This window comes from Streptomyces sp. DSM 120436, assembly GCF_055778765.1.
Genome location: NZ_JBSKBS010000001.1, coordinates 1,539,122 through 1,556,139, shown reverse-complemented (window position 1 = coordinate 1,556,139; position 17,018 = coordinate 1,539,122). Strand labels below are relative to the sequence as shown.

Annotated in this window: 15 protein-coding genes and 1 pseudogene; 6 read left to right on the top strand and 10 right to left on the bottom strand. The window is 74.1% G+C overall.

The window, feature by feature from the left end; all coding sequences use genetic code 11:
- The first annotated feature begins 122 nt into the window (after window positions 1-122).
- The 3 genes from ACWH4W_RS07145 (at window position 123) to ACWH4W_RS07135 (ending at window position 3,156) form a co-directional block, all read left to right on the top strand.
- Window positions 123-1,478: an aspartate aminotransferase family protein gene (locus ACWH4W_RS07145; protein WP_473074963.1), complete on the top strand. Its 1,356-nt coding sequence runs from the start codon at window positions 123-125 to the stop codon at window positions 1,476-1,478.
- Window positions 1,479-1,661: 183 nt separating this feature from the next.
- Window positions 1,662-2,435 carry a GntR family transcriptional regulator gene (locus ACWH4W_RS07140; protein ID WP_473074962.1) on the top strand — a complete coding sequence of 258 codons (774 nt, stop codon included), beginning with the start codon at window positions 1,662-1,664 and terminating at the stop codon, window positions 2,433-2,435.
- A gap of 70 nt (window positions 2,436-2,505) precedes the next feature.
- Complete coding sequence (locus ACWH4W_RS07135) at window positions 2,506-3,156, top strand: hypothetical protein (RefSeq protein WP_473074961.1); 651 nt, start codon at window positions 2,506-2,508, stop codon at window positions 3,154-3,156.
- A 93-nt stretch (window positions 3,157-3,249) separates the two neighbouring features.
- Here ACWH4W_RS07135 and ACWH4W_RS07130 read toward each other — a convergent pair whose 3' ends face one another.
- The gene (locus ACWH4W_RS07130; RefSeq protein WP_473074960.1) at window positions 3,250-4,533 is read right to left on the bottom strand and encodes an adenylosuccinate synthase; all 1,284 of its coding nucleotides are present in this window, start codon (window positions 4,531-4,533) and stop codon (window positions 3,250-3,252) included.
- A 186-nt stretch (window positions 4,534-4,719) separates the two neighbouring features.
- On the opposite strand from ACWH4W_RS07130, the gene ACWH4W_RS07125 reads away from it, so the two are divergent.
- The gene (locus ACWH4W_RS07125; protein WP_473074959.1) at window positions 4,720-5,583 is read left to right on the top strand and encodes a diacylglycerol kinase family protein; all 864 of its coding nucleotides are present in this window, start codon (window positions 4,720-4,722) and stop codon (window positions 5,581-5,583) included.
- 91 nt (window positions 5,584-5,674) lie between these two features.
- On the opposite strand, the gene ACWH4W_RS07120 is transcribed toward ACWH4W_RS07125, so the two are convergent.
- Window positions 5,675-6,172, bottom strand: a complete 498-nt coding sequence (locus ACWH4W_RS07120; protein ID WP_473074958.1) for a GbsR/MarR family transcriptional regulator — start codon at window positions 6,170-6,172, stop codon at window positions 5,675-5,677.
- Window positions 6,173-6,276: 104 nt separating this feature from the next.
- On the opposite strand from ACWH4W_RS07120, the gene ACWH4W_RS07115 reads away from it, so the two are divergent.
- Entirely contained in the window at window positions 6,277-7,221 is a 945-nt protein-coding gene (locus ACWH4W_RS07115; protein ID WP_473074957.1) for an ABC transporter ATP-binding protein, read from the top strand.
- Window positions 7,218-8,879, top strand: a pseudogene (locus ACWH4W_RS07110) (ABC transporter permease). Before ACWH4W_RS07115 ends, ACWH4W_RS07110 begins: the two are co-directional and overlap by 4 nt.
- Window positions 8,880-8,958: 79 nt before the next feature.
- On the opposite strand, the gene ACWH4W_RS07105 reads toward ACWH4W_RS07110, so the two are convergent.
- From ACWH4W_RS07105 to ACWH4W_RS07070, 8 genes are all read right to left on the bottom strand, one after another.
- Window positions 8,959-10,176, bottom strand: coding sequence for a cytochrome P450 (locus ACWH4W_RS07105; RefSeq protein WP_473074956.1), 1,218 nt, complete (start codon window positions 10,174-10,176; stop codon window positions 8,959-8,961).
- A gap of 53 nt (window positions 10,177-10,229) precedes the next feature.
- The gene (locus ACWH4W_RS07100; protein WP_473074955.1) at window positions 10,230-10,664 is read right to left on the bottom strand and encodes a VOC family protein; all 435 of its coding nucleotides are present in this window, start codon (window positions 10,662-10,664) and stop codon (window positions 10,230-10,232) included.
- A 25-nt stretch (window positions 10,665-10,689) separates the two neighbouring features.
- On the bottom strand, window positions 10,690-11,355 hold the full coding sequence (locus ACWH4W_RS07095) for a response regulator (protein ID WP_473074954.1): 666 nt from the start codon (window positions 11,353-11,355) through the stop codon (window positions 10,690-10,692).
- On the bottom strand, window positions 11,352-12,698 hold the full coding sequence (locus ACWH4W_RS07090; RefSeq protein ID WP_473074953.1) for a sensor histidine kinase: 1,347 nt from the start codon (window positions 12,696-12,698) through the stop codon (window positions 11,352-11,354). Before ACWH4W_RS07090 ends, ACWH4W_RS07095 begins: the two co-directional genes overlap by 4 nt.
- A gap of 113 nt (window positions 12,699-12,811) precedes the next feature.
- The gene (locus tag ACWH4W_RS07085) at window positions 12,812-13,474 is read right to left on the bottom strand and encodes a response regulator (protein WP_473074952.1); all 663 of its coding nucleotides are present in this window, start codon (window positions 13,472-13,474) and stop codon (window positions 12,812-12,814) included.
- On the bottom strand, window positions 13,471-14,793 hold the full coding sequence (locus ACWH4W_RS07080) for a sensor histidine kinase (protein WP_473074951.1): 1,323 nt from the start codon (window positions 14,791-14,793) through the stop codon (window positions 13,471-13,473). The genes ACWH4W_RS07085 and ACWH4W_RS07080 overlap by 4 nt, the downstream gene beginning before the upstream one ends.
- Window positions 14,786-15,970 (bottom strand): acyltransferase family protein, encoded by a 1,185-nt coding sequence (locus tag ACWH4W_RS07075; protein ID WP_473074950.1) that lies wholly within the window; start codon window positions 15,968-15,970, stop codon window positions 14,786-14,788. Before ACWH4W_RS07075 ends, ACWH4W_RS07080 begins: the two co-directional genes overlap by 8 nt.
- A complete protein-coding gene (locus ACWH4W_RS07070) occupies window positions 15,967-16,983 on the bottom strand; it encodes an alpha/beta hydrolase (protein WP_473074949.1) in 1,017 nt (338 codons plus the stop codon). The genes ACWH4W_RS07075 and ACWH4W_RS07070 overlap by 4 nt, the downstream gene beginning before the upstream one ends.
- Window positions 16,984-17,018: the final 35 nt, after the last annotated feature.

Below are 17,018 nucleotides of genomic sequence, written 5' to 3'. Positions count from 1 at the left end.
TACGGTTCCGTAACAGGCGGGCCCAGGCCGTCGAGCACCGTGGACACCCTGTCGCGGAAAGTCCCGGACCGCAGACAGGCCGCCCATGTCGCTCCACACCGTCCCCGCCTACCCTCGGGCGCATGACTCCTCAGCCCAACCCCGAGGCCGGGGCGGCCGTCAAGGCCGCCGACCGTGCGCACGTGTTCCACTCCTGGTCCGCGCAGGAGCTCATCGACCCGCTCGCCGTCGCCGGGGCGGAGGGGTCGTACTTCTGGGACTACGACGGCCGGCGCTACCTGGACTTCGCCAGCGGCCTCGTCTACACCAACATCGGCTACCAGCACCCCAAGGTCGTCGCCGCGATCCAGGAGCAGGCGGCGCGGATGACGACGTTCGCGCCCGCGTTCGCCGTCGAGGCGCGCTCGGAGGCGGCCCGGCTGATCGCCGAGCGCACCCCGGGCGACCTGGACAAGATCTTCTTCACCAACGGCGGCGCCGACGCCGTCGAGCACGCCCTGCGCATGGCCCGGCTGCACACCGGCCGCCCCAAGGTCCTCTCCGCCTACCGCTCGTACCACGGCGGCACCCAGCAGGCCGTGAACGTCACCGGCGACCCGCGCCGCTGGGCCTCCGACAGCGGCACCGCCGGGGTCGTGCGCTTCTGGGCGCCGTTCCTGTACCGCTCGCGCTTCTACGCCGAGACCGAGGAGCAGGAGTGCGCGCGGGCGCTGGAGCACCTGGAGGCGACGATCGCCTTCGAGGGGCCCTCGACGATCGCCGCGATCGTCCTGGAGACCATCCCGGGCACGGCCGGCGTCATGCCGCCCCCGCCCGGCTACCTCGCCGGGGTCCGCGAGCTGTGCGACACGTACGGCATCGTCATGGTGCTGGACGAGGTGATGGCCGGGTTCGGCCGGACCGGCACGTGGTTCGCGGCCGACCTGTACGACGTCGTCCCGGACCTGATGACCTTCGCCAAGGGCGTCAACTCCGGCTACGTCCCGCTGGGCGGCGTCGCCCTCTCCGCGGAGATCGCCGCCACCTTCGCCACCCGCCCCTACCCGGGCGGCCTGACCTACTCCGGGCACCCGCTGGCCTGCGCCGCCGCCGTCGCGACGATCAACGTGATGGAGGAGGAGGGCATCGTCGAGAACGCGGCCGTCCTCGGCGCGTCCGTCGTCGGCCCCGGCCTGCGGGAGCTGGCCGAACGCCATCCGAGCGTGGGCGAGGTGCGCGGCACCGGCATGTTCTGGGCGGTGGAGCTGGTGCGCGACCGGGAGACCCGGGAGCCGCTGGTGCCGTACAACGCGTCCGGAGAGGCGAACGCCCCGATGGCCGCCTTCGCCGCCGCCGCGAAGGAGGCCGGTCTCTGGCCCTTCGTGAACATGAACCGCACCCATGTGGTGCCGCCGCTCACCACGAGCCGGGCCGAGCTGAAGGAGGGCCTGACGGCCCTGGACGCGGCCCTGTCGGCGGCCGACGAACACGTGCGGTGACCGGGCGGGCGGGGCCGGCGTCACCGGCCCCGGGCGGGCGCGCGGCGGGCGTCCGCCCGCGCCCGTTCGAACATCCGGTGCCCTCGCCGCACCGCGTAAGCCCTCGCCGCACCGCGTAAGGTGGCGTGCCCGTGATGTTTCGCGAGCACGCCACTCGAACGCGATGAGGGAGACGCCCCGACCATGCCCCGCCTCAGCGGCGACGTCGCCGTGACCCGCAGCACCCTGCGGCAGCAGCTCGTCGACGCGCTCCGTGACGAGGTGCTGGCCGGGCGGCTCCAGCCGGGGCAGGCGTTCACGGTCAAGGAGATCGCCGAGCAGTACGGGGTGTCGGCGACGCCGGTGCGGGAGGCGCTGGTCGACCTGTCGGCGCAGGGCCTGCTCGACGCCGACCAGCACCGGGGCTTCCGGGTGCACGAGTACACCGCCGACGACTTCCGCGGCATGATCGAGGCGCGCCGCCTGGTCACCGACGGGATGTTCCACGCGCTGACCCGCGGCGGCCCGCCGCACCCGCGGCCCGGGGAGCCCCGGCTGGCCGCGCACTTCGCCGGGGTGCGCCGGCGCGGCGAGGAGGCCCGGCGCGCGGCCCTGGCCGGTGAGGTCACCGTGCTGATCGGCTACGACCTGCGGTTCTGGCGGGAACTGGCGTCCGCGTTCGGCAATCCGTACCTCACCGACTTCCTGCACCGGCTGCGGGTGCAGATGTGGGTGTGCGTGGTGCAGCACCTGCGGCGGCTGCCCGATCCGCGGGGCCGGCTGTGGGCGGGGCACACCGAGCTGGTGGACGCCCTGACGCGGGGCGACACCGACGCCGTGCGTGACATCCTCGACGGGTACGCCGCGCACTCCCTGTCCCTCGTCGAGGGCCTGACGCCCGGTGGGACGGGTAAGGGACCCGTACGACGGCCCGCAGCGGAGGGTCCGCCCGCACGGGACGCCGATACGCTTCCCTGACCCACGTCCTGAACCTTCTTCACGAACCGGACGTCCCGCCCGACGACCGCGCGATGCGAGGAGCCCTCTTTTGGCCTGTGACCTGTGGCTGGTACCGCTCGTCGACGTGTTGTGCCACACGCCCGACAACCCCTTCGCCGAGGAACTCGCGCAGTACGACACGGTGCTCGCCGACGCGGGGCTGCCGCCGGTGCCGGTGTACCCGTACATGCCGGGACTGACCGGCGACGTCGCCCCGGTCGCCGGGTTCGACTACGAGGCCCTGCACTTCCTGCGGCGCGTGTACCTGCTCCAGGTGTGCGGCCTCCCGGTCACCCCGGTCGACGAACTCGGCGGCGACTACGAGCAGTTGCTGGAGATGTTCGAGGCGACGGCCCAGCAGTCGCACCTGGTGTGGCACTACGACCACGCGGGCGCCTACGTGCCCGTCGACTTCCCGAGCCCGCTGTCCAGCGACGAACTCCTCGCCGGGGGCGGCCCCTTGGGCTCCTCGCACGCGCTGCTGCGCGAACTGGAGCTGGTCGCCCCGGCCATCGGCATCGACCCGGCGAACCCGCCGGCCGCGCCCGAGCCGCCGCGGGCCCCCACCGAACTGGAGGAGCCGGCGCTGCCCGCCCCCTACGACCCGAGCCCGTTCGCCCGCGAGCGCCACGTGTGGCTGGGCCTGCACGCGGCGGCGACCCGGAGCCTGGCGCAGGGGTCGATGATCGTCTTCAGCTGAGCCCGGAACCGCGCCGGCCACCGGCGCCCCGTCGGGGACACCGGTGGCCGGCGGCGCGGACCCGGAGGCGACTCGAGACGCCTCCGCGGCGGCTCAGAGGAACGAGTTGATCTGGATCGTCTCGTCGCGGCCCGGGCCCACGCCGATCGCGGAGATCGGGGCGCCGGACATCTCCTCCAGGGCCTTCACGTACGCCTGGGCGTTCTTCGGCAGGTCGGAGAAGGACTTCGCCTTGCTGAGGTCCTCGCTCCAGCCCGGCAGCATCTCGTAGACCGGCTTCGCGTGGTGGAAGTCCGTCTGCGAGTACGGCAGCTCCTCGACGCGCCTGCCGTCGATCTCGTACGCCACGCAGACCGGGATCTGCTCCCAGCCGGTGAGGACGTCGAGCTTGGTGAGGAAGAAGTCGGTCAGGCCGTTCACCCGGGTCGCGTAGCGGGCGATCACCGCGTCGAACCAGCCGCAGCGGCGGTCACGGCCGGTGGTGACGCCCCGCTCGCCGCCGATGCGGCGCAGCGCCTCGCCGTCCTCGTCGAACAGCTCCGTCGGGAACGGGCCGGCGCCGACGCGGGTGGTGTACGCCTTCAGGATGCCGATGACCCGGCTGATCTTCGTCGGGCCGACGCCCGCGCCCGTGCAGGCGCCGCCCGCGGTCGGGTTGGACGAGGTGACGAAGGGGTACGTGCCGTGGTCGATGTCGAGCAGGGTGCCCTGGCCGCCCTCGAAGAGGACCACCTTGTCCTGCTCCAGCGCCTCGTTCAGCACCAGCACGGTGTCGGCGACGTACGGCGCCAGCTTCTCCGCGTAGCCCAGCAGCTCCTCGACCACCTGCTCCACGGCGATCGCGCGCCGGTTGTAGAGCTTGGTGAGCACCTGGTTCTTGACGTCGAGGGCCGCCTCGACCTTCTGGGTGAGGATCGACTCGTCGTAGAGGTCCTGCACCCGGATGCCGACGCGGTTGATCTTGTCGGCGTAGGTCGGGCCGATGCCGCGACCGGTGGTCCCGATCTTGCGCTTGCCGAGGAAGCGCTCGGTCACCTTGTCCACCGTCACGTTGTACGGCGTGATGATGTGCGCGTTGCCGCTGATCAGGAGCTTGGACGTGTCGACGCCGCGCTCGTTCAGACCGCTCAGCTCGGAGAGCAGGACCGACGGGTCGACGACGACGCCGTTGCCGATGACCGGCGTGCAGCCGGGGGACAGGATCCCGGAAGGCAGCAGGTGCAGGGCGTATTTCTGGTCGCCCACGACCACCGTGTGGCCGGCGTTGTTGCCGCCCTGGTAGCGCACCACATAGTCGACGGAGCCACCGAGCAGGTCCGTCGCCTTTCCCTTGCCTTCGTCACCCCACTGAGCACCGAGCAGCACAAGTGCGGGCACGCGCGTACACCCCTTCCGGGCGGGGCATGTCCAAGGTCAGGGGCGCACGCGGAGGATCTCCGCCGCGTGCACCGCGACCACCGTTGGCCGCCAACCGTCGGACCGGATGCCCCGGAATAGACGAAGCCCCTGGCGCAATAGCGCAAAGGGGCTCTTGCACAAAGATGCTACCCGAGGAAGCGAGGCATGGCCGAGGTGGCGACATCCGGGACGTCTTCCGCGACGTCCGATCAGCTCCTGGTGGTCATCGATCCGGTCGCCCGGCGGGCGGACGGCGAGTCGGTCCGGATCGCGCGGGACGTGCTCCGCGCGGGTGCGGCGAGCGCGAAGGTGTGTCTGCCGGACGGTCCCGAGGAGTTCGCCCGGGTGCTGGCCCGGCGCGGCTCACGGCGTCCGGTGGTGGTGGGCGACGACCGGGCCCTGGTCCGCGCGGTGGAGCTGCTGCACCGGCGGCGTGAGCTGACCGGGTGCGCCCTGTCCCTGGTCCCGGTCGGCGGCTCCGTGTCGCTCGCCCGGTCGCTGGGCGTGCCGTCCGGGGCGGTGGCCGCGGCGCGGGCCGTGCTGGACGGGGCGGAGCGGCGGATGGACCTGCTGGTCGACGACAGCGACGGAGTGGTGCTCGGCGCGCTGCGGATCCCGCCGCTCGGGGCGCCGCCGGCGCGGGGGGCCGCGGTGGGGCGCCCCTGGCTGCGGACGTGCCGGTCCCTCGTCCGGACCCTGGTGCCGGCCCGGCCGTCCAGGATCGTCTCCGCTCCCGAGGCGGGGCCCGCGCGGCTGCGGGTGGAGGTCGACGGGGAGACGCTCGTCGACCTGCACCAGCCGGTGCGGACCGTGTCGGTCGTCCCCGGTGCCCCGGGGACGGCCCGGGTCGAGGTGCGGCCGGCCTCGGTGGGCGCGGAGGCGTCCCCGCTGGCGGTCGAGGGACGCGCGGTGACCGTGTCGGGCGCCCACTTCCGCTACCGGGCGGACGCGCTGGTGTCGGGACCGGTGCGGACCCGGACGTGGGTGGTGCGGGAGGGGGCGTGGGGGCTGGTGCTGCCGGCGCGGTAGCGGTGGGGACGGACCGGCGACGACTCGGAGCGGCCGGCCGGTCACGGTCGTACGGCAGGCTCTCCCGCCCGCCCCTCACCCCGCCCGCCCTTCACCCCCGCCCGAACTGCTCCTCCCGGTGGACCCGCCAGCGCTCCATCATCGCCTCGACCTCCCTCTCGACGAACTCGAAGAAGGCCAGCGTCTCCGCCAGCCGCCGGCCCGCCGGGGTGGCCGGGCCCAGGCTGGCGACGCCCTCGCGCAGGCCGTCCTCCCAGCGCCGGATGACGGTCTCGCGGTTGGCGAGGGCCTCGTACCACTGGTTGCCGTGCACGCGGTACCGCTCCCGGCGCGAGCCCGGTTCCCGTTCGCGGGAGACCATGTGCTGCTGCGCCAGGTAGCGCACCGCTCCGGAGACCGCGGCCGGCGAGACCTTCAGCCGCTCCCCCAGCTCGACGGAGGTCAGCACGCCCGTGTCGGAGGAGAGCAGGGCCGCGAAGACACGGGCGGGCATCCGCGGGAGGCCCGCCTCCACCAGCTGCGCGGCGAACTGCTCCACGAACCGTGAGACCGCCTCCGGGTTCCGGTCCGTTCCGGCCGTTTCCGCCATCGCCCGATCATCTCCCCTGCTCAAACAGCATGTGCCAGTCTAACCTCCTCTTCACGCGCTTCTTCATCTTCACAAATTTCTGAAAGTAGTGTACGTTCCGAAGCATGACCAAGGCCATCAGCGTCTCCGGACTCCACAAGTCGTTCGGCCGCACACGCGCGCTCGACGGCCTCGACCTGGACGTCGAGCCCGGCGAGGTCCACGGCTTCCTCGGCCCCAACGGCGCCGGGAAGTCCACCACCCTCCGCGTCCTGCTCGGCCTGCTGCGCGCCGACTCCGGCGCCGCCCGGGTGCTCGGCCGGGACCCCTGGTCGGACGCCGTGGAGCTCCACCGCCGCCTCGCCTACGTCCCCGGCGACGTCGAGCTGTGGCCGAACCTCACCGGCGGCGAGGCCATCGACCTGCTGGCCCGGCTGCGCGGAGGGCTCGACGAGCGGCGCCGCGCCGAACTCGTCGAACGCTTCGACCTCGACCCCACCAAGAAGGGCCGCGCCTACTCCAAGGGCAACCGGCAGAAGGTCGCCATCGTCGCCGCGCTCGCCTCCGACGCCGAACTGCTGCTCCTGGACGAGCCGACCTCGGGACTGGACCCGCTCATGGAGGTCGTCTTCCAGGACGTCGTCGCCGAGGTCAAGGCCGCCGGGCGGACCGTGCTGCTCTCCAGCCACATCCTGGCCCAGGTGGAGAAGCTCGCCGACCGCGTGAGCATCGTCCGGCAGGGCCGGACCGTCCAGTCCGGCACCCTCGGCGAGCTGCGCCACCTGACCCGCACCACCGTCGAGGCGGAGACCGAGCGGCCCGTCGACGGCCTGGACGGGCTGCCCGGTGTCCACGACCTGCGGATCCTCGACGAGGCCACCGGCCGGGTCCGCTTCGCCGTCGACGGCGGACAGCTCGACGGGGCCGTCCGCAGGCTCAGCGAGTCCGGCATCCGCAGCCTGACCAGCCACCCGCCGACCCTGGAGGAACTGATGCTCCGCCACTACGGCGACGAGCTCGCCGCCAACGGGCACGGCACCGGCCGGAGCGCGGACGGGGACCCGCGATGACCACCGAGACCGCCACCCCGCGGGCCCAGGCCCCCACCGGCCCGGTCACCGGCGGCGACGCGCTGGCCGGGACCGGGACGCTGATCCGCTTCGACCTGCGCCGGGACCGGGTCCGGCTCCCGGTGTGGGTCCTGGCCCTGTTCCTCGGCACGCTCGCCACGGCGAACAGCTTCCGCACTCTGTACGACGACCCGCAGGAGCGGGCGAACGCCGTCCGGAGCATGGACAGCCCGGCCGGCCTCGCCATGTCCGGCCCCCGCCACTACCTCGCCGACTACGGTTTCGGCTCCATGCTGAGCCACCAGATGCTCGGTTTCACGGCCGTCCTCGTCGGCCTCATGAGCGTGCTGATCGTCACCCGGCACACCCGCGCCGAGGAAGAGACGGGCCGCGCCGAGCTGGTGCGCTCGGCCGTCGTGGGCCGCCATGCCCACCTCGCCGCCGCCCTGTCCGTCGCGGTCCTGGCCAACCTCGCCCTGGCGCTGCTGCTGGCCCTCGGCCTGGCCGGCCTGGGCCTGGAGGGCGTCGACCCGGCGGGCTCACTGCTCTACGGCTGCGCCCACGCCGCCGTCGGCCTCGTCTTCGCCGCCGTCGCCGCGGTCACCGCCCAGATCACCGCGCACGCGCGCGGCGCGTCCGGCACGGCGCTCGCGGTCGTCGGCCTCGCCTACGTGCTGCGGGCCGCCGGCGACAGCGGCGAGAACGACGCCCTGTCCTGGCTGTCCCCGATCGGCTGGGTGCAGCGCAGCTACCCGTACGTCGACGACCGCTGGTGGCCGCTCCTGCTCTGCCTGGTGCTCGCGGCGGCGCTCGCGGCGGCGGGCTTCGTGCTCTCCACCCGGCGGGACGTGGGCGCGGGCCTGCGTCCGGGGAGACCGGGTCCGCCCACCGCCTCCGCCGCGCTCACCACGTCGTCCGGCTTCGCCCTGCGGCTGCACCGCGGCACGCTGGCCGGCTTCGGCGCGGGCCTGTTCCTGATGGGCGCGATGTACGGGTCGATCCTCGGGGACGCCGAGGACATGCTGAAGGACATCGACCAGATCCAGGAGGCCCTGGAGCGCATCGGCGGGGCCGGCGTCGCCGAGTCCTTCGCCTCCATGGTCATGGTGGTCCTCGCGGTGGTGGCGGCGGTGTACGTCGTCATGGCGGCCCTGCGGCCCCGCTCCGAGGAGACCGCGGGCCGCGCCGAACCCCTGCTCGCCACCGGTCTCTCCCGCACGCGCTGGGTCGGCGGCCACCTGGCGGTGGCCGCGGGCGGCGGTACGTTCGTCCTGCTGCTGGCCGGGCTCGGCTTCGGCGTCGCGGGCGCGGCCTCGACCGGGGACGACGGACTGCTCCCGGAACTGGTGGGGGCGGCCCTCGCGTACGCGCCCGCCCTGTGGGTCACGATCGGGGTGGCCGTGGTGCTCTTCGGCTAGTTCCCGCGGGCGAGTGCGGCGGCCTGGGCCGTGCCGGTGTACGCCTTCGTGGTCGGCTATCTCGGCGAGATCCTCCGGTTCCCGGACTGGATGAAGAACCTCTCCCCGTTCGGCCACGTCCCCCGGCTCCCCGCCGCGGACCTGGACCCGGCCCCGCTGCTCCTGCTGACCCTCGTGGCCGCCGCTCTGGTGTGGCTGGGCCTGGCGGGCTTCCGGCGGCGGGACCTGGACACGAAGTAGCCGTAGTGGCCGTACCGAAAAGCCCTCGCCCGGTGGAACCCGCCCCGCCGGGCGGGGCACGCGGCGCGGGCCGGCCGGATCAGACCTCGACCGCCAGCCCCTCCAGCCCCCGGATCACGAAGTTCGGCCTGCGTACCGGTTCCGCCGCCAGGCGGAGGGTGGGGGCCTGTTCCAGGAGGGCCGTCATCGAGGCGGCCAGTTCGATGCGGGCCAGCGGGGCGCCGATGCAGTAGTGGATGCCGGCGCTGAAGGAGATGTGCGGGTTGTCGCGGCGGGTGAGGTCCAGGCGGGACGGGTCGGCGAAGACCGCCGGGTCGTGGTTGGCGGAGCCGAACAGCATCGCGATCTCCGCGCCCCGGGGGATCACCTGGCCGTCGATCTCGATCTCGTCCAGCACCCAGCGTTCGAAGAGCTGCAGCGGGGTGTCGTAGCGCATCAGCTCCTCGACGGCGGTCGGGACGAGGGAGTGGTCGGCGCGCAGGGCGGCGAGCTGGCCGGGATGGCGGAACAGCGCCCACCAGCCGTTGACCGTGGAGTTCACGGTCGCCTCGTGGCCCGCGTTCAGCAGCAGGACGCAGGTGGAGATCATCTCCTGCTCGGTGAGCCGGTCGCCCTCGTCGTGGGCGGCGATCAGGCCGGAGATCAGGTCGTCCCCGGGGTTCTCGCGGCGTTCGGCGATCAGTCCGCGCAGGTACTCGGAGAACTCGAGCGACGCCCGGACCGCCCGCGCCGCGGCCTCCTCGGTCGGGTTCAGCTCGTACATCCCGCAGATCTCCGCCGACCAGGGCCGCAGCGGCGCGCGGTCGGACTCCGGGATGCCCAGCATCTGCGCGATCACCGCGACCGGCAGCGGCTCGGCGACGTCCCGCAGCAGGTCGCCGCCGCCCGCCGCGACGAGCCGCGCCACCAGGTCGTCCGCGAGCCGGCGCACGTACGGCCGCAGGTTCTCGACCGTGCGCGGGGTGAACGCCTTCGACACCAGGCGGCGGATGCGGGTGTGGTCCGGCGGTTCGAGGTCGAGCATGCCGTGGTCGTTGAGCGTGTGGAACGGCTCGTGCTCCGGCGGCGGAGGCGTGCGGCCGAACTCCTCGTGGCTGAACCGGTGCAGGTACGTCCGCCCCAGGCGCCGGTCGCGCAGCAGCGCCGAGACGTCCGCGTGGTGGGCGACGAGCCACTGGTCCGTCGGCTCGAAGTACCGCACCCGGCCCTGCTCGCGCAGCTCGGCGTAGGCGGGGTAGGGGTCGGCGACGAACGCGGGGTCCCACGGGTCGAAAGCGAGGTCGGAAGGGGCTGCCATGGACGGACGGTAGACCGCCGCCCCGCCCTCTGACCAGGGGTGCCGGGCGTACGTCAGGCGGCGCCGAAGTCGGGGACGGTGACCGTGCCGTCCTCGGCGAGCGGGAGGCCGGGGTTGTGGGCGACCTCCCAGGCGTGGCCGTCGGGGTCGGTGAAGACGCCGGAGCAGAAGCCGATGTCGTTGAGGACGGCCGGCCTGGTGACGGTCCCGCCGGCCCGTTCCGCCGTCGCGAGCAACTCGTCGACCTCGGCGTCGGAGCGGACGTTGTGCGCGAGGACGATGCCGCCGAACCCGCCCGGGGTCCCGGGTTCGAGACCGGAGTCCCGCGCCAGCTCGTCCCGCCCCCACAGGACGACCCCGAGACCGCCCGCCTGGAAGAAGACGGTGTCCTGGACCTCCTGCCCCCGCCAGCCCAGGGCCCCGTAGAAGGCCTTGGCGCGGGCGAGGTCGGTGACCCCCAGCGTGATCAGGGTGATGCGCTGTTCCATGCGTCTCACCCTAGGCCGCGCGGGCTCAGCCCGGCGTGACGAGGCGCGCCTCGTACGCGAACACCGCCGCCTGGGTGCGGTCCCGCAGGCCCAGCTTCACCAGGATGCGGCTCACGTGCGTCTTGATCGTCGACTCGGCGACCACCAGCCGCCCGGCGATCTCCGCGTTCGACAGGCCCTGCGCGATCAGCACCAGCACCTCCGTCTCCCGCTCGGTGAGGTCCCCGTACGTCCCCTGCGCGGACGGCAGCACCCGCGGCGCGTCGGACAGCTTGGAGAACTCGGTGATCAGCCGCCGGGTGACCGACGGGGCGAGCAGCGCCTCGCCGGCCGCGACGACCCGGACGCCGTCGGCGAGCTGGCGGGCGGAGGCGTCCTTGAGCAGGAAGCCGGAGGCGCCCGCGCGCAGCGCCTGGTAGACGTACTCGTCCAGGTCGAAGGTGGTCAGCACCAGCACCTTCGCCGCGCCGTCCGCGGCGACGATCTCCCGGGTCGCCTCGATGCCGTTCAGCTCGGGCATGCGGATGTCCATCAGGACCACGTCCGGGGCCAGTTCCCGGACCTTCCCGACCGCCTGCCGGCCGTTGACGGCCTCGCCGACGACCTCGATGTCCGGCATCGCGTTGAGCAGCACCGAGAAGCCCTCGCGCACCATCATCTGGTCGTCCGCGATCAGTACGCGAATGGTCATGCGTCACCCTCGTTCACCGCGGTGACCGGCAGGAACACCGCGACCTCGTAGCCGCCGTCCTCGGTCGGCCCGGCGGTCATCTCGCCGTTCAGCATGGCGACCCGCTCGCGCATGCCGGTGACGCCGTGCCCGGCTCCGGGCGAAGGTTTCAGCAAACCCGGCTCGGGCATCGGGCCGTTGACGACCCGGACGCCGAGCCCGCCGAGAACGTACCCGATCTCCACGCGGGCGCTCGCGCCGGGCGCGTGCCGCAGGCTGTTGCTCAGCGCCTCCTGCACGATCCGGTACGCCGACAGCTCCACACCCTGCGGCAGCTCCCGCACCGCGCCGGTCACCACCTTCTCCACGGTCAGGCCGGCGTCCCGCACGTTGACCAGCAGGGCGTCCAGGTCGGCGAGGGTGGGCTGCGGGGCGTCCGGGGCCTCGTAGTCCTCGGCGCGGACCACGCCGAGGATGCGGCGCAGCTCGGTGAGGGCGGCGACCGCGTTCTCCCGGATGATGCCGAAGGCGCGCTCCAGCTCCTCCGGCGGGTTCTCCACCCGGTACGGCGCGGCCTCGGCCTGGATGGCGACCACCGACATGTGGTGGGCCACCACGTCGTGCAGCTCACGGGCGATGGTGGTGCGCTCCTCCAGCAGGGTGCGCCGGGACCGCTCCTGCGCGGTGACCGTCTGCTGGGCGGTCACCTCCTGCTGGGCGGTGTGCCGGACGTGCCGGAGGCAGACCACGAGCAGGGCGAACGCCGACGTCACCAGCATCGGCCCGCCGTTGGTGTAGTAGTACGAGCCGCCGATGAAGACGTCCGAGAGCAGGGCGTAGACGAGGGTGACGACCCACATCCAGACGGCGGTGCGGGGCCGGGTGCGCAGCGCGACCACCGCCAGCACCGTGAGGTGGCTGACGAACGAGCCGGGCATCCACGGCCAGTCGCCGCCGCCGCCGTTGAGTATCGCCGTCACCGGGGTGAGGCCGATGGACAGCCAGAACGCGCCGATCGGCCGGGTCAGCGTGGCGACCACGGGGAGCGCGCACAGCAGACCGGTCAGCAGCGCCCGGACGTCCCCGCCGGGCTCGCTGCCCGAGACGGCGCCGATCAGCAGGGTGAGCAGCGCGATCGCCCCCACCACCGCGTGCGGGAGCCGTTCGGCGGCGGAGCGCGTCCGTGCGGGCAGCCGGCGCAGGAGCGGGCCGGTCGTCGGCCTGGGGCCCAGCGGGCGGTAGGCGAAGGGGTCGTGGAACAGGTCCTGGCGCAGACCCTTGAGGGAGTTCTGGACCAGCCGGTACTCCGGGCTGCGGTCCCCGTCCCCGGTGCGCGGGGACTGCTGGTGCGTCGTCTCGGTCACGCTCACACGGTAGGCCGACCGGGTGGTCCCGGGCGTCCCCGCCGAGACGGGTTCCGGGGCGTCCCCCTCAGGTACTACGCGGGCCGCGCGGGGTCACCCGACGGTCCGCGGGCTCAGTGGCCGGAAGGACGCACCAGCCCCGACTCGTACGCGAACACCGCCGCCTGGGTGCGGTCGCGCAGGCCCAGCTTCACCAGGATCCGGCCGACGTGCGTCTTCACCGTCTGCTCGGCCACCACCAGCCGCACGGCGATCTCCGCGTTGGACAGGCCCTGCGCGATCAGCGACAGCACCTCCGTCTCGCGCTCGGTGAGGTCGCCCACCTTCCGGAGCAGGGGTGAGCGGGGCCGCGGGTCCAGACGGGAGAACTCGGCGATCAGCCGGCGGGTGACGCCCGGCGCGAGCAGCGCGTCCCCGGCGGCCACCACCCGCACCGCCTCGGCGAGCTGCTCGGCGGAGGCGTCCTTGAGCAGGAAGCCGGAGGCGCCCGCGCGCAGCGCCTCGTACACGTACTCGTCCAGGTCGAAGGTGGTCAGCATCAGCACCCTCGCCTCCGGGGTGGCGGCGGTAATGCGGTCGGTGGCCTCGATGCCGCCGAGTTCGGGCATGCGGATGTCCATCAGGACCACGTCCGGGGTCAGTTCACCGGCCTGCTCGACCGCATCGAGGCCGTTCACCGCCTGGCCGACGACCTCGATGTCGGGCTGGGTGTTCAGCAGCACGGTGAAACCCTGCCGGACCATCTGCTGGTCGTCGGCGATCAGTACGCGGATCATGCGGTGCCGTTCTGAGCGAGGGGATCGGTGGTGGGCGGTGCGGACACGGGGAGGCGGGCCTCGACACGGTAGCCGCGCCCGGCCCAGGGGCCCGCGGTGAGCGTGCCGCCCAGCATGGCCGCCCGCTCCCGCATGCCGAGCAGCCCGTGCCCGGCCCCGGCGGACGGCGGCGGCTCCCGGGTCGGCGCGGTGTTGACGACCTCCACCCGCAGGGCGCGCGGCCGGTAGGCGAGGGTGACGTGCGCGGTGGCGCCGGGCGCGTGCCGCAGCACGTTGCTCAGCGCCTCCTGCACGATCCGGTACGCGGACAGCTCCACGCCGGGCGGCAGCGGGCGCCGCTCGCCGGCGACCTCGGTGGTCACGGTGAGTCCGGCGGCCCGGGTGTTCTCCACCAGCGCCGCCAGCCGGTCCAGGGTGGGCTGCGGGGCGTCCGCGCGCTCGCCGGGGGCGGGGTGTTCGGAGCGCAGCACGTCCAGGACCCGGCGCAGTTCGGTCAGCGCCTCGACGGCGTTCTGCCGGATGCCGGCGAGGTTCTCCTTCAGCTCGTCGGGCGGGTCCTGGACCAGGTGCGGGGCGACCTGGGCCTGGATGGAGATCACCGACATGTGGTGGGCCACCACGTCGTGCAACTCCCTCGCGATCCGGCTGCGTTCCTCCAGGAGCGTGCGGCGGGCGCGTTCCTCGGCGGTGAGGGTGGTCTGCCGCCCCAGCTCGGCGCGGGCCTCACGGCGGCCGCGCAGGGCGGTGCCGAGGACGACGGCGACGGCGAACAGCATGACGGCGGTCTGACCGGTGGGTGAGTGGTTCCACGCGCCCCAGAGGCCCTGGAGCACGTAGGTGAGCAGTCCCGTGACGGCGAGCGCCTCGGCGGAGACCCGGGTGGGCACGCGCAGGGAGAGCAGCAGCAGCACGAACAGGTGGGCCGCGATCCCCCAGGGGGCCCACGGCCACGGGAAACCGTCGATCTGGCCGGCCATCAGCATGCGGCGCTCCAGGACGGCTCCCGCCAGCGTGGCGACGAGCGAGCACCACAGCGCCGGGACCGGGCGGCGCAGCGCGAGGACGGCCGCGCCGCTCTGCCCGGCCGCGACCAGCACGGAGCCTCCTTGGGGGAGCCTCCCGTGTCCCATGAGCTGGTTCAGGTCGCCGAGGAAGATGCCGACCGCGGCCAGGTACACGCATCCGTGCGGTAACCAGCGCAGCCACACGGACGGGGGCAGCGGGTCCGCACGGACCGTCAACAGGTCGTCCCGCAGCACGCCCAGCCACCGCCGAACGAGCCCCGCCCCTTTGTCCGTCACGCGGTCCAGCCTAGACATGACGTGCGTCCTTCGTCGTCGGCCGGTGCGCGCGGACCACCCGGGACCGCTCCCGCCGCCCGCCCCCGCCCCGCTCCCACGTCCGGAACGCGGCCCCGCACACCACGAGGGCGAGGGCGAAGACCGCCAGCCAGGGCAACCGGGCGGCGACCCAGCCGAGGCCGTCGGGGACGGTGTGCAGTCCGGGCAGCGGACCGGCCGGGAGGGCGAGGGCGGTGGTGGCCATCAGGGCGGTCTGGTGCCACAGGAAGACCGTCATCACGGACAGGTTGACCAGCGCCACCGCCGCCCACGCGACCGGCCGGCGCATCGCGCGGCGCAGCCGGTCCCGCAGCAGCAGCGCGAGCCCGCACTGGGCGAGACCGAAGGTGACGGCGGCCAGCGTCGGCGGGTCGAGGTTGGACACCCCGGCGCCCGGCACCCCGACCATCGCGGCCGGGTACCCCGCCCACGCGACCAGCGCGGCCGTCGCCGCCGTGCCGCCGCCCAGCAGCACCCACCCGGACATGCGGCTCTCCAGCTCGCCCCGGGTCCAGGCCGCGCCCAGGGCGTACGGCACCAGCCAGCCCGCGGCGAGGTTCAGCAGGCCCAGCCCGTCGGGTGCGCCGAGGCCGAAGCGGAGCACGTCGACGTGGAGGACGACGGTCAGCGGCCACAGCGGGTGGAGGCGGGCGACCAGCGGGGTCGCGGCGGTGAGGGCGGCGAAGACCAGCAGGAACCACATCGGGGACAGGGCGAGCTTCACCAGCGTCCGCACGGTCGCGTACTCGGTGTCCGACAGCAGCAGCGCGAGCGTGACCGCCGTCCACAGGGTGAGGACGGCGACGACCGGCCCGAACAGCCGGGCCAGCCGAGCGTGCAGCCACCGCCGGTACGGCACCCCGCGCGCTCGCGCGGACGCGTACGAGCGGGTGGCGACGTGCCCGCCGACCAGGAAGAACACGGCGAGGGTCTGGAAGGCCCAGGACACCGGGGCCAGCCACGGCATGTGCTGCAGCGGGCTCGCGGTGCGCAGGGAGCTGCCGTCCGCGACCAGGGCGGTGACCAGCCAGTGGCCGAGGACCACGCCGAGCACGGCGCAGGCGCGCAGGGCGTCCACGGCGCGGTCGCGGTGGGCGGGGGTGGCCGCGTCGACACGGGCGGCGGCCGTGCGCACCCCGGTGGCGAGGCGGGTCATGAGGTCACCGCCCGCGTGTCGCCGAGGACGATCCGGGTGAGGTTGGCCAGGGACGGGGAGCCCGGGGCGTAGTAGTCGCCGTGTCCGCCGTCGCCGGCCGTGAAGACGCGGGCGCCGAACTCCTCGGCCACGGGGTCGGCGCCGAAGCCGACGGTGGTGCCGAACAAGTGGGCGCCGAGGTGCGGCACGTGCGCGACCCAGTCGTCGGCGCCGCGCGCGGCCCACACCCGGGCGCGGGTGCGCAGGCCGGCGGCGGTGCCGGAGCCGGTGCCGGGGCTGCCGAGGAACACCAGGTCGTCGACGTCGAGACCGGCGGCGGCCCGCGCGCAGACGACGGAGCCGTAGGAGTGGCACAGCAGGGAGACACGGGCGCGGGGCGCGGCGACGGATCTCAGGTCGCGTACCAGCTCCCGTAGTTCCGGGGCTGCTTTCTCCGCGCGGCCGGTGGTGGCGACCGACGGGCTGAAGGTGCCGGGCGTCTCGTAGCCGAGCCACGCCACGACCGCCGTGCGCGTCCCCGCGGGCGCTTCTCGCGTCAGTCGCCGGTGCAGGGCGAGGGCGGTGGCGCGGAAGCGCTCGTAGGTGTCGATGCCGGTGTCGGACCCGGGGACGAGGACGGCGACCCGGTCGGCGTGGTCCAGCTCGCCGAGCACCTCGGTGACCAGTCCGGCGCCGCGCCCGTCGAAGTGCAGCAACGCCCGCGTGGCCAGCGCGCGTTCGACGGCGGCGCGGTCCCGGTGCCCGTGCTCGGCGGCCGTGCGGGCGGCCTCGGCCGCGTTGGCCCGGTGGGCGGCGTAGGTGGCGTCGAGTCCGGCGACGGCCGGGGGCGGGACCCGGGCGGGCGGCGGCGCGGGCGCCTGGGGGCGTGCGGCCCCGGCGAGGGGCACGGCCACGGCGGCCGCGACGAGCAGGGCGAGCGTCCCGCGCCGCAGCCGCCCGGCCGGACGGCGAGCCGAGCCCTCCGGCCCGTCCGGTGCGGTGTCCGCGGCCCCCCGCCCGTGGTTCTGCTCCATCGTCGCCGCCCCTCTCCCGTCCGCCCGGCCGTCGG

Bases quoted from the DNA above. Each gene is read 5' to 3' on its own strand.
- ACWH4W_RS07140 (WP_473074962.1), top strand. From the start codon at position 1,662: ATGCCCCGCCTCAGCGGCGACGTCGCCGTGACCCGCAGCACCCTGCGG.
- ACWH4W_RS07070 (WP_473074949.1), bottom strand. From the start codon at position 16,983: ATGGAGCAGAACCACGGGCGGGGGGCCGCGGACACCGCACCGGACGGG.
- ACWH4W_RS07075 (WP_473074950.1), bottom strand. From the start codon at position 15,970: ATGACCCGCCTCGCCACCGGGGTGCGCACGGCCGCCGCCCGTGTCGAC.
- ACWH4W_RS07095 (WP_473074954.1), bottom strand. From the start codon at position 11,355: ATGACCATTCGCGTACTGATCGCGGACGACCAGATGATGGTGCGCGAG.
- ACWH4W_RS07080 (WP_473074951.1), bottom strand. From the start codon at position 14,793: ATGTCTAGGCTGGACCGCGTGACGGACAAAGGGGCGGGGCTCGTTCGG.
- ACWH4W_RS07145 (WP_473074963.1), top strand. From the start codon at position 123: ATGACTCCTCAGCCCAACCCCGAGGCCGGGGCGGCCGTCAAGGCCGCC.
- ACWH4W_RS07120 (WP_473074958.1), bottom strand. From the start codon at position 6,172: ATGGCGGAAACGGCCGGAACGGACCGGAACCCGGAGGCGGTCTCACGG.
- ACWH4W_RS07085 (WP_473074952.1), bottom strand. From the start codon at position 13,474: ATGATCCGCGTACTGATCGCCGACGACCAGCAGATGGTCCGGCAGGGT.
- ACWH4W_RS07115 (WP_473074957.1), top strand. From the start codon at position 6,277: ATGACCAAGGCCATCAGCGTCTCCGGACTCCACAAGTCGTTCGGCCGC.
- ACWH4W_RS07100 (WP_473074955.1), bottom strand. From the start codon at position 10,664: ATGGAACAGCGCATCACCCTGATCACGCTGGGGGTCACCGACCTCGCC.
- ACWH4W_RS07105 (WP_473074956.1), bottom strand. From the start codon at position 10,176: ATGGCAGCCCCTTCCGACCTCGCTTTCGACCCGTGGGACCCCGCGTTC.
- ACWH4W_RS07125 (WP_473074959.1), top strand. From the start codon at position 4,720: ATGGCCGAGGTGGCGACATCCGGGACGTCTTCCGCGACGTCCGATCAG.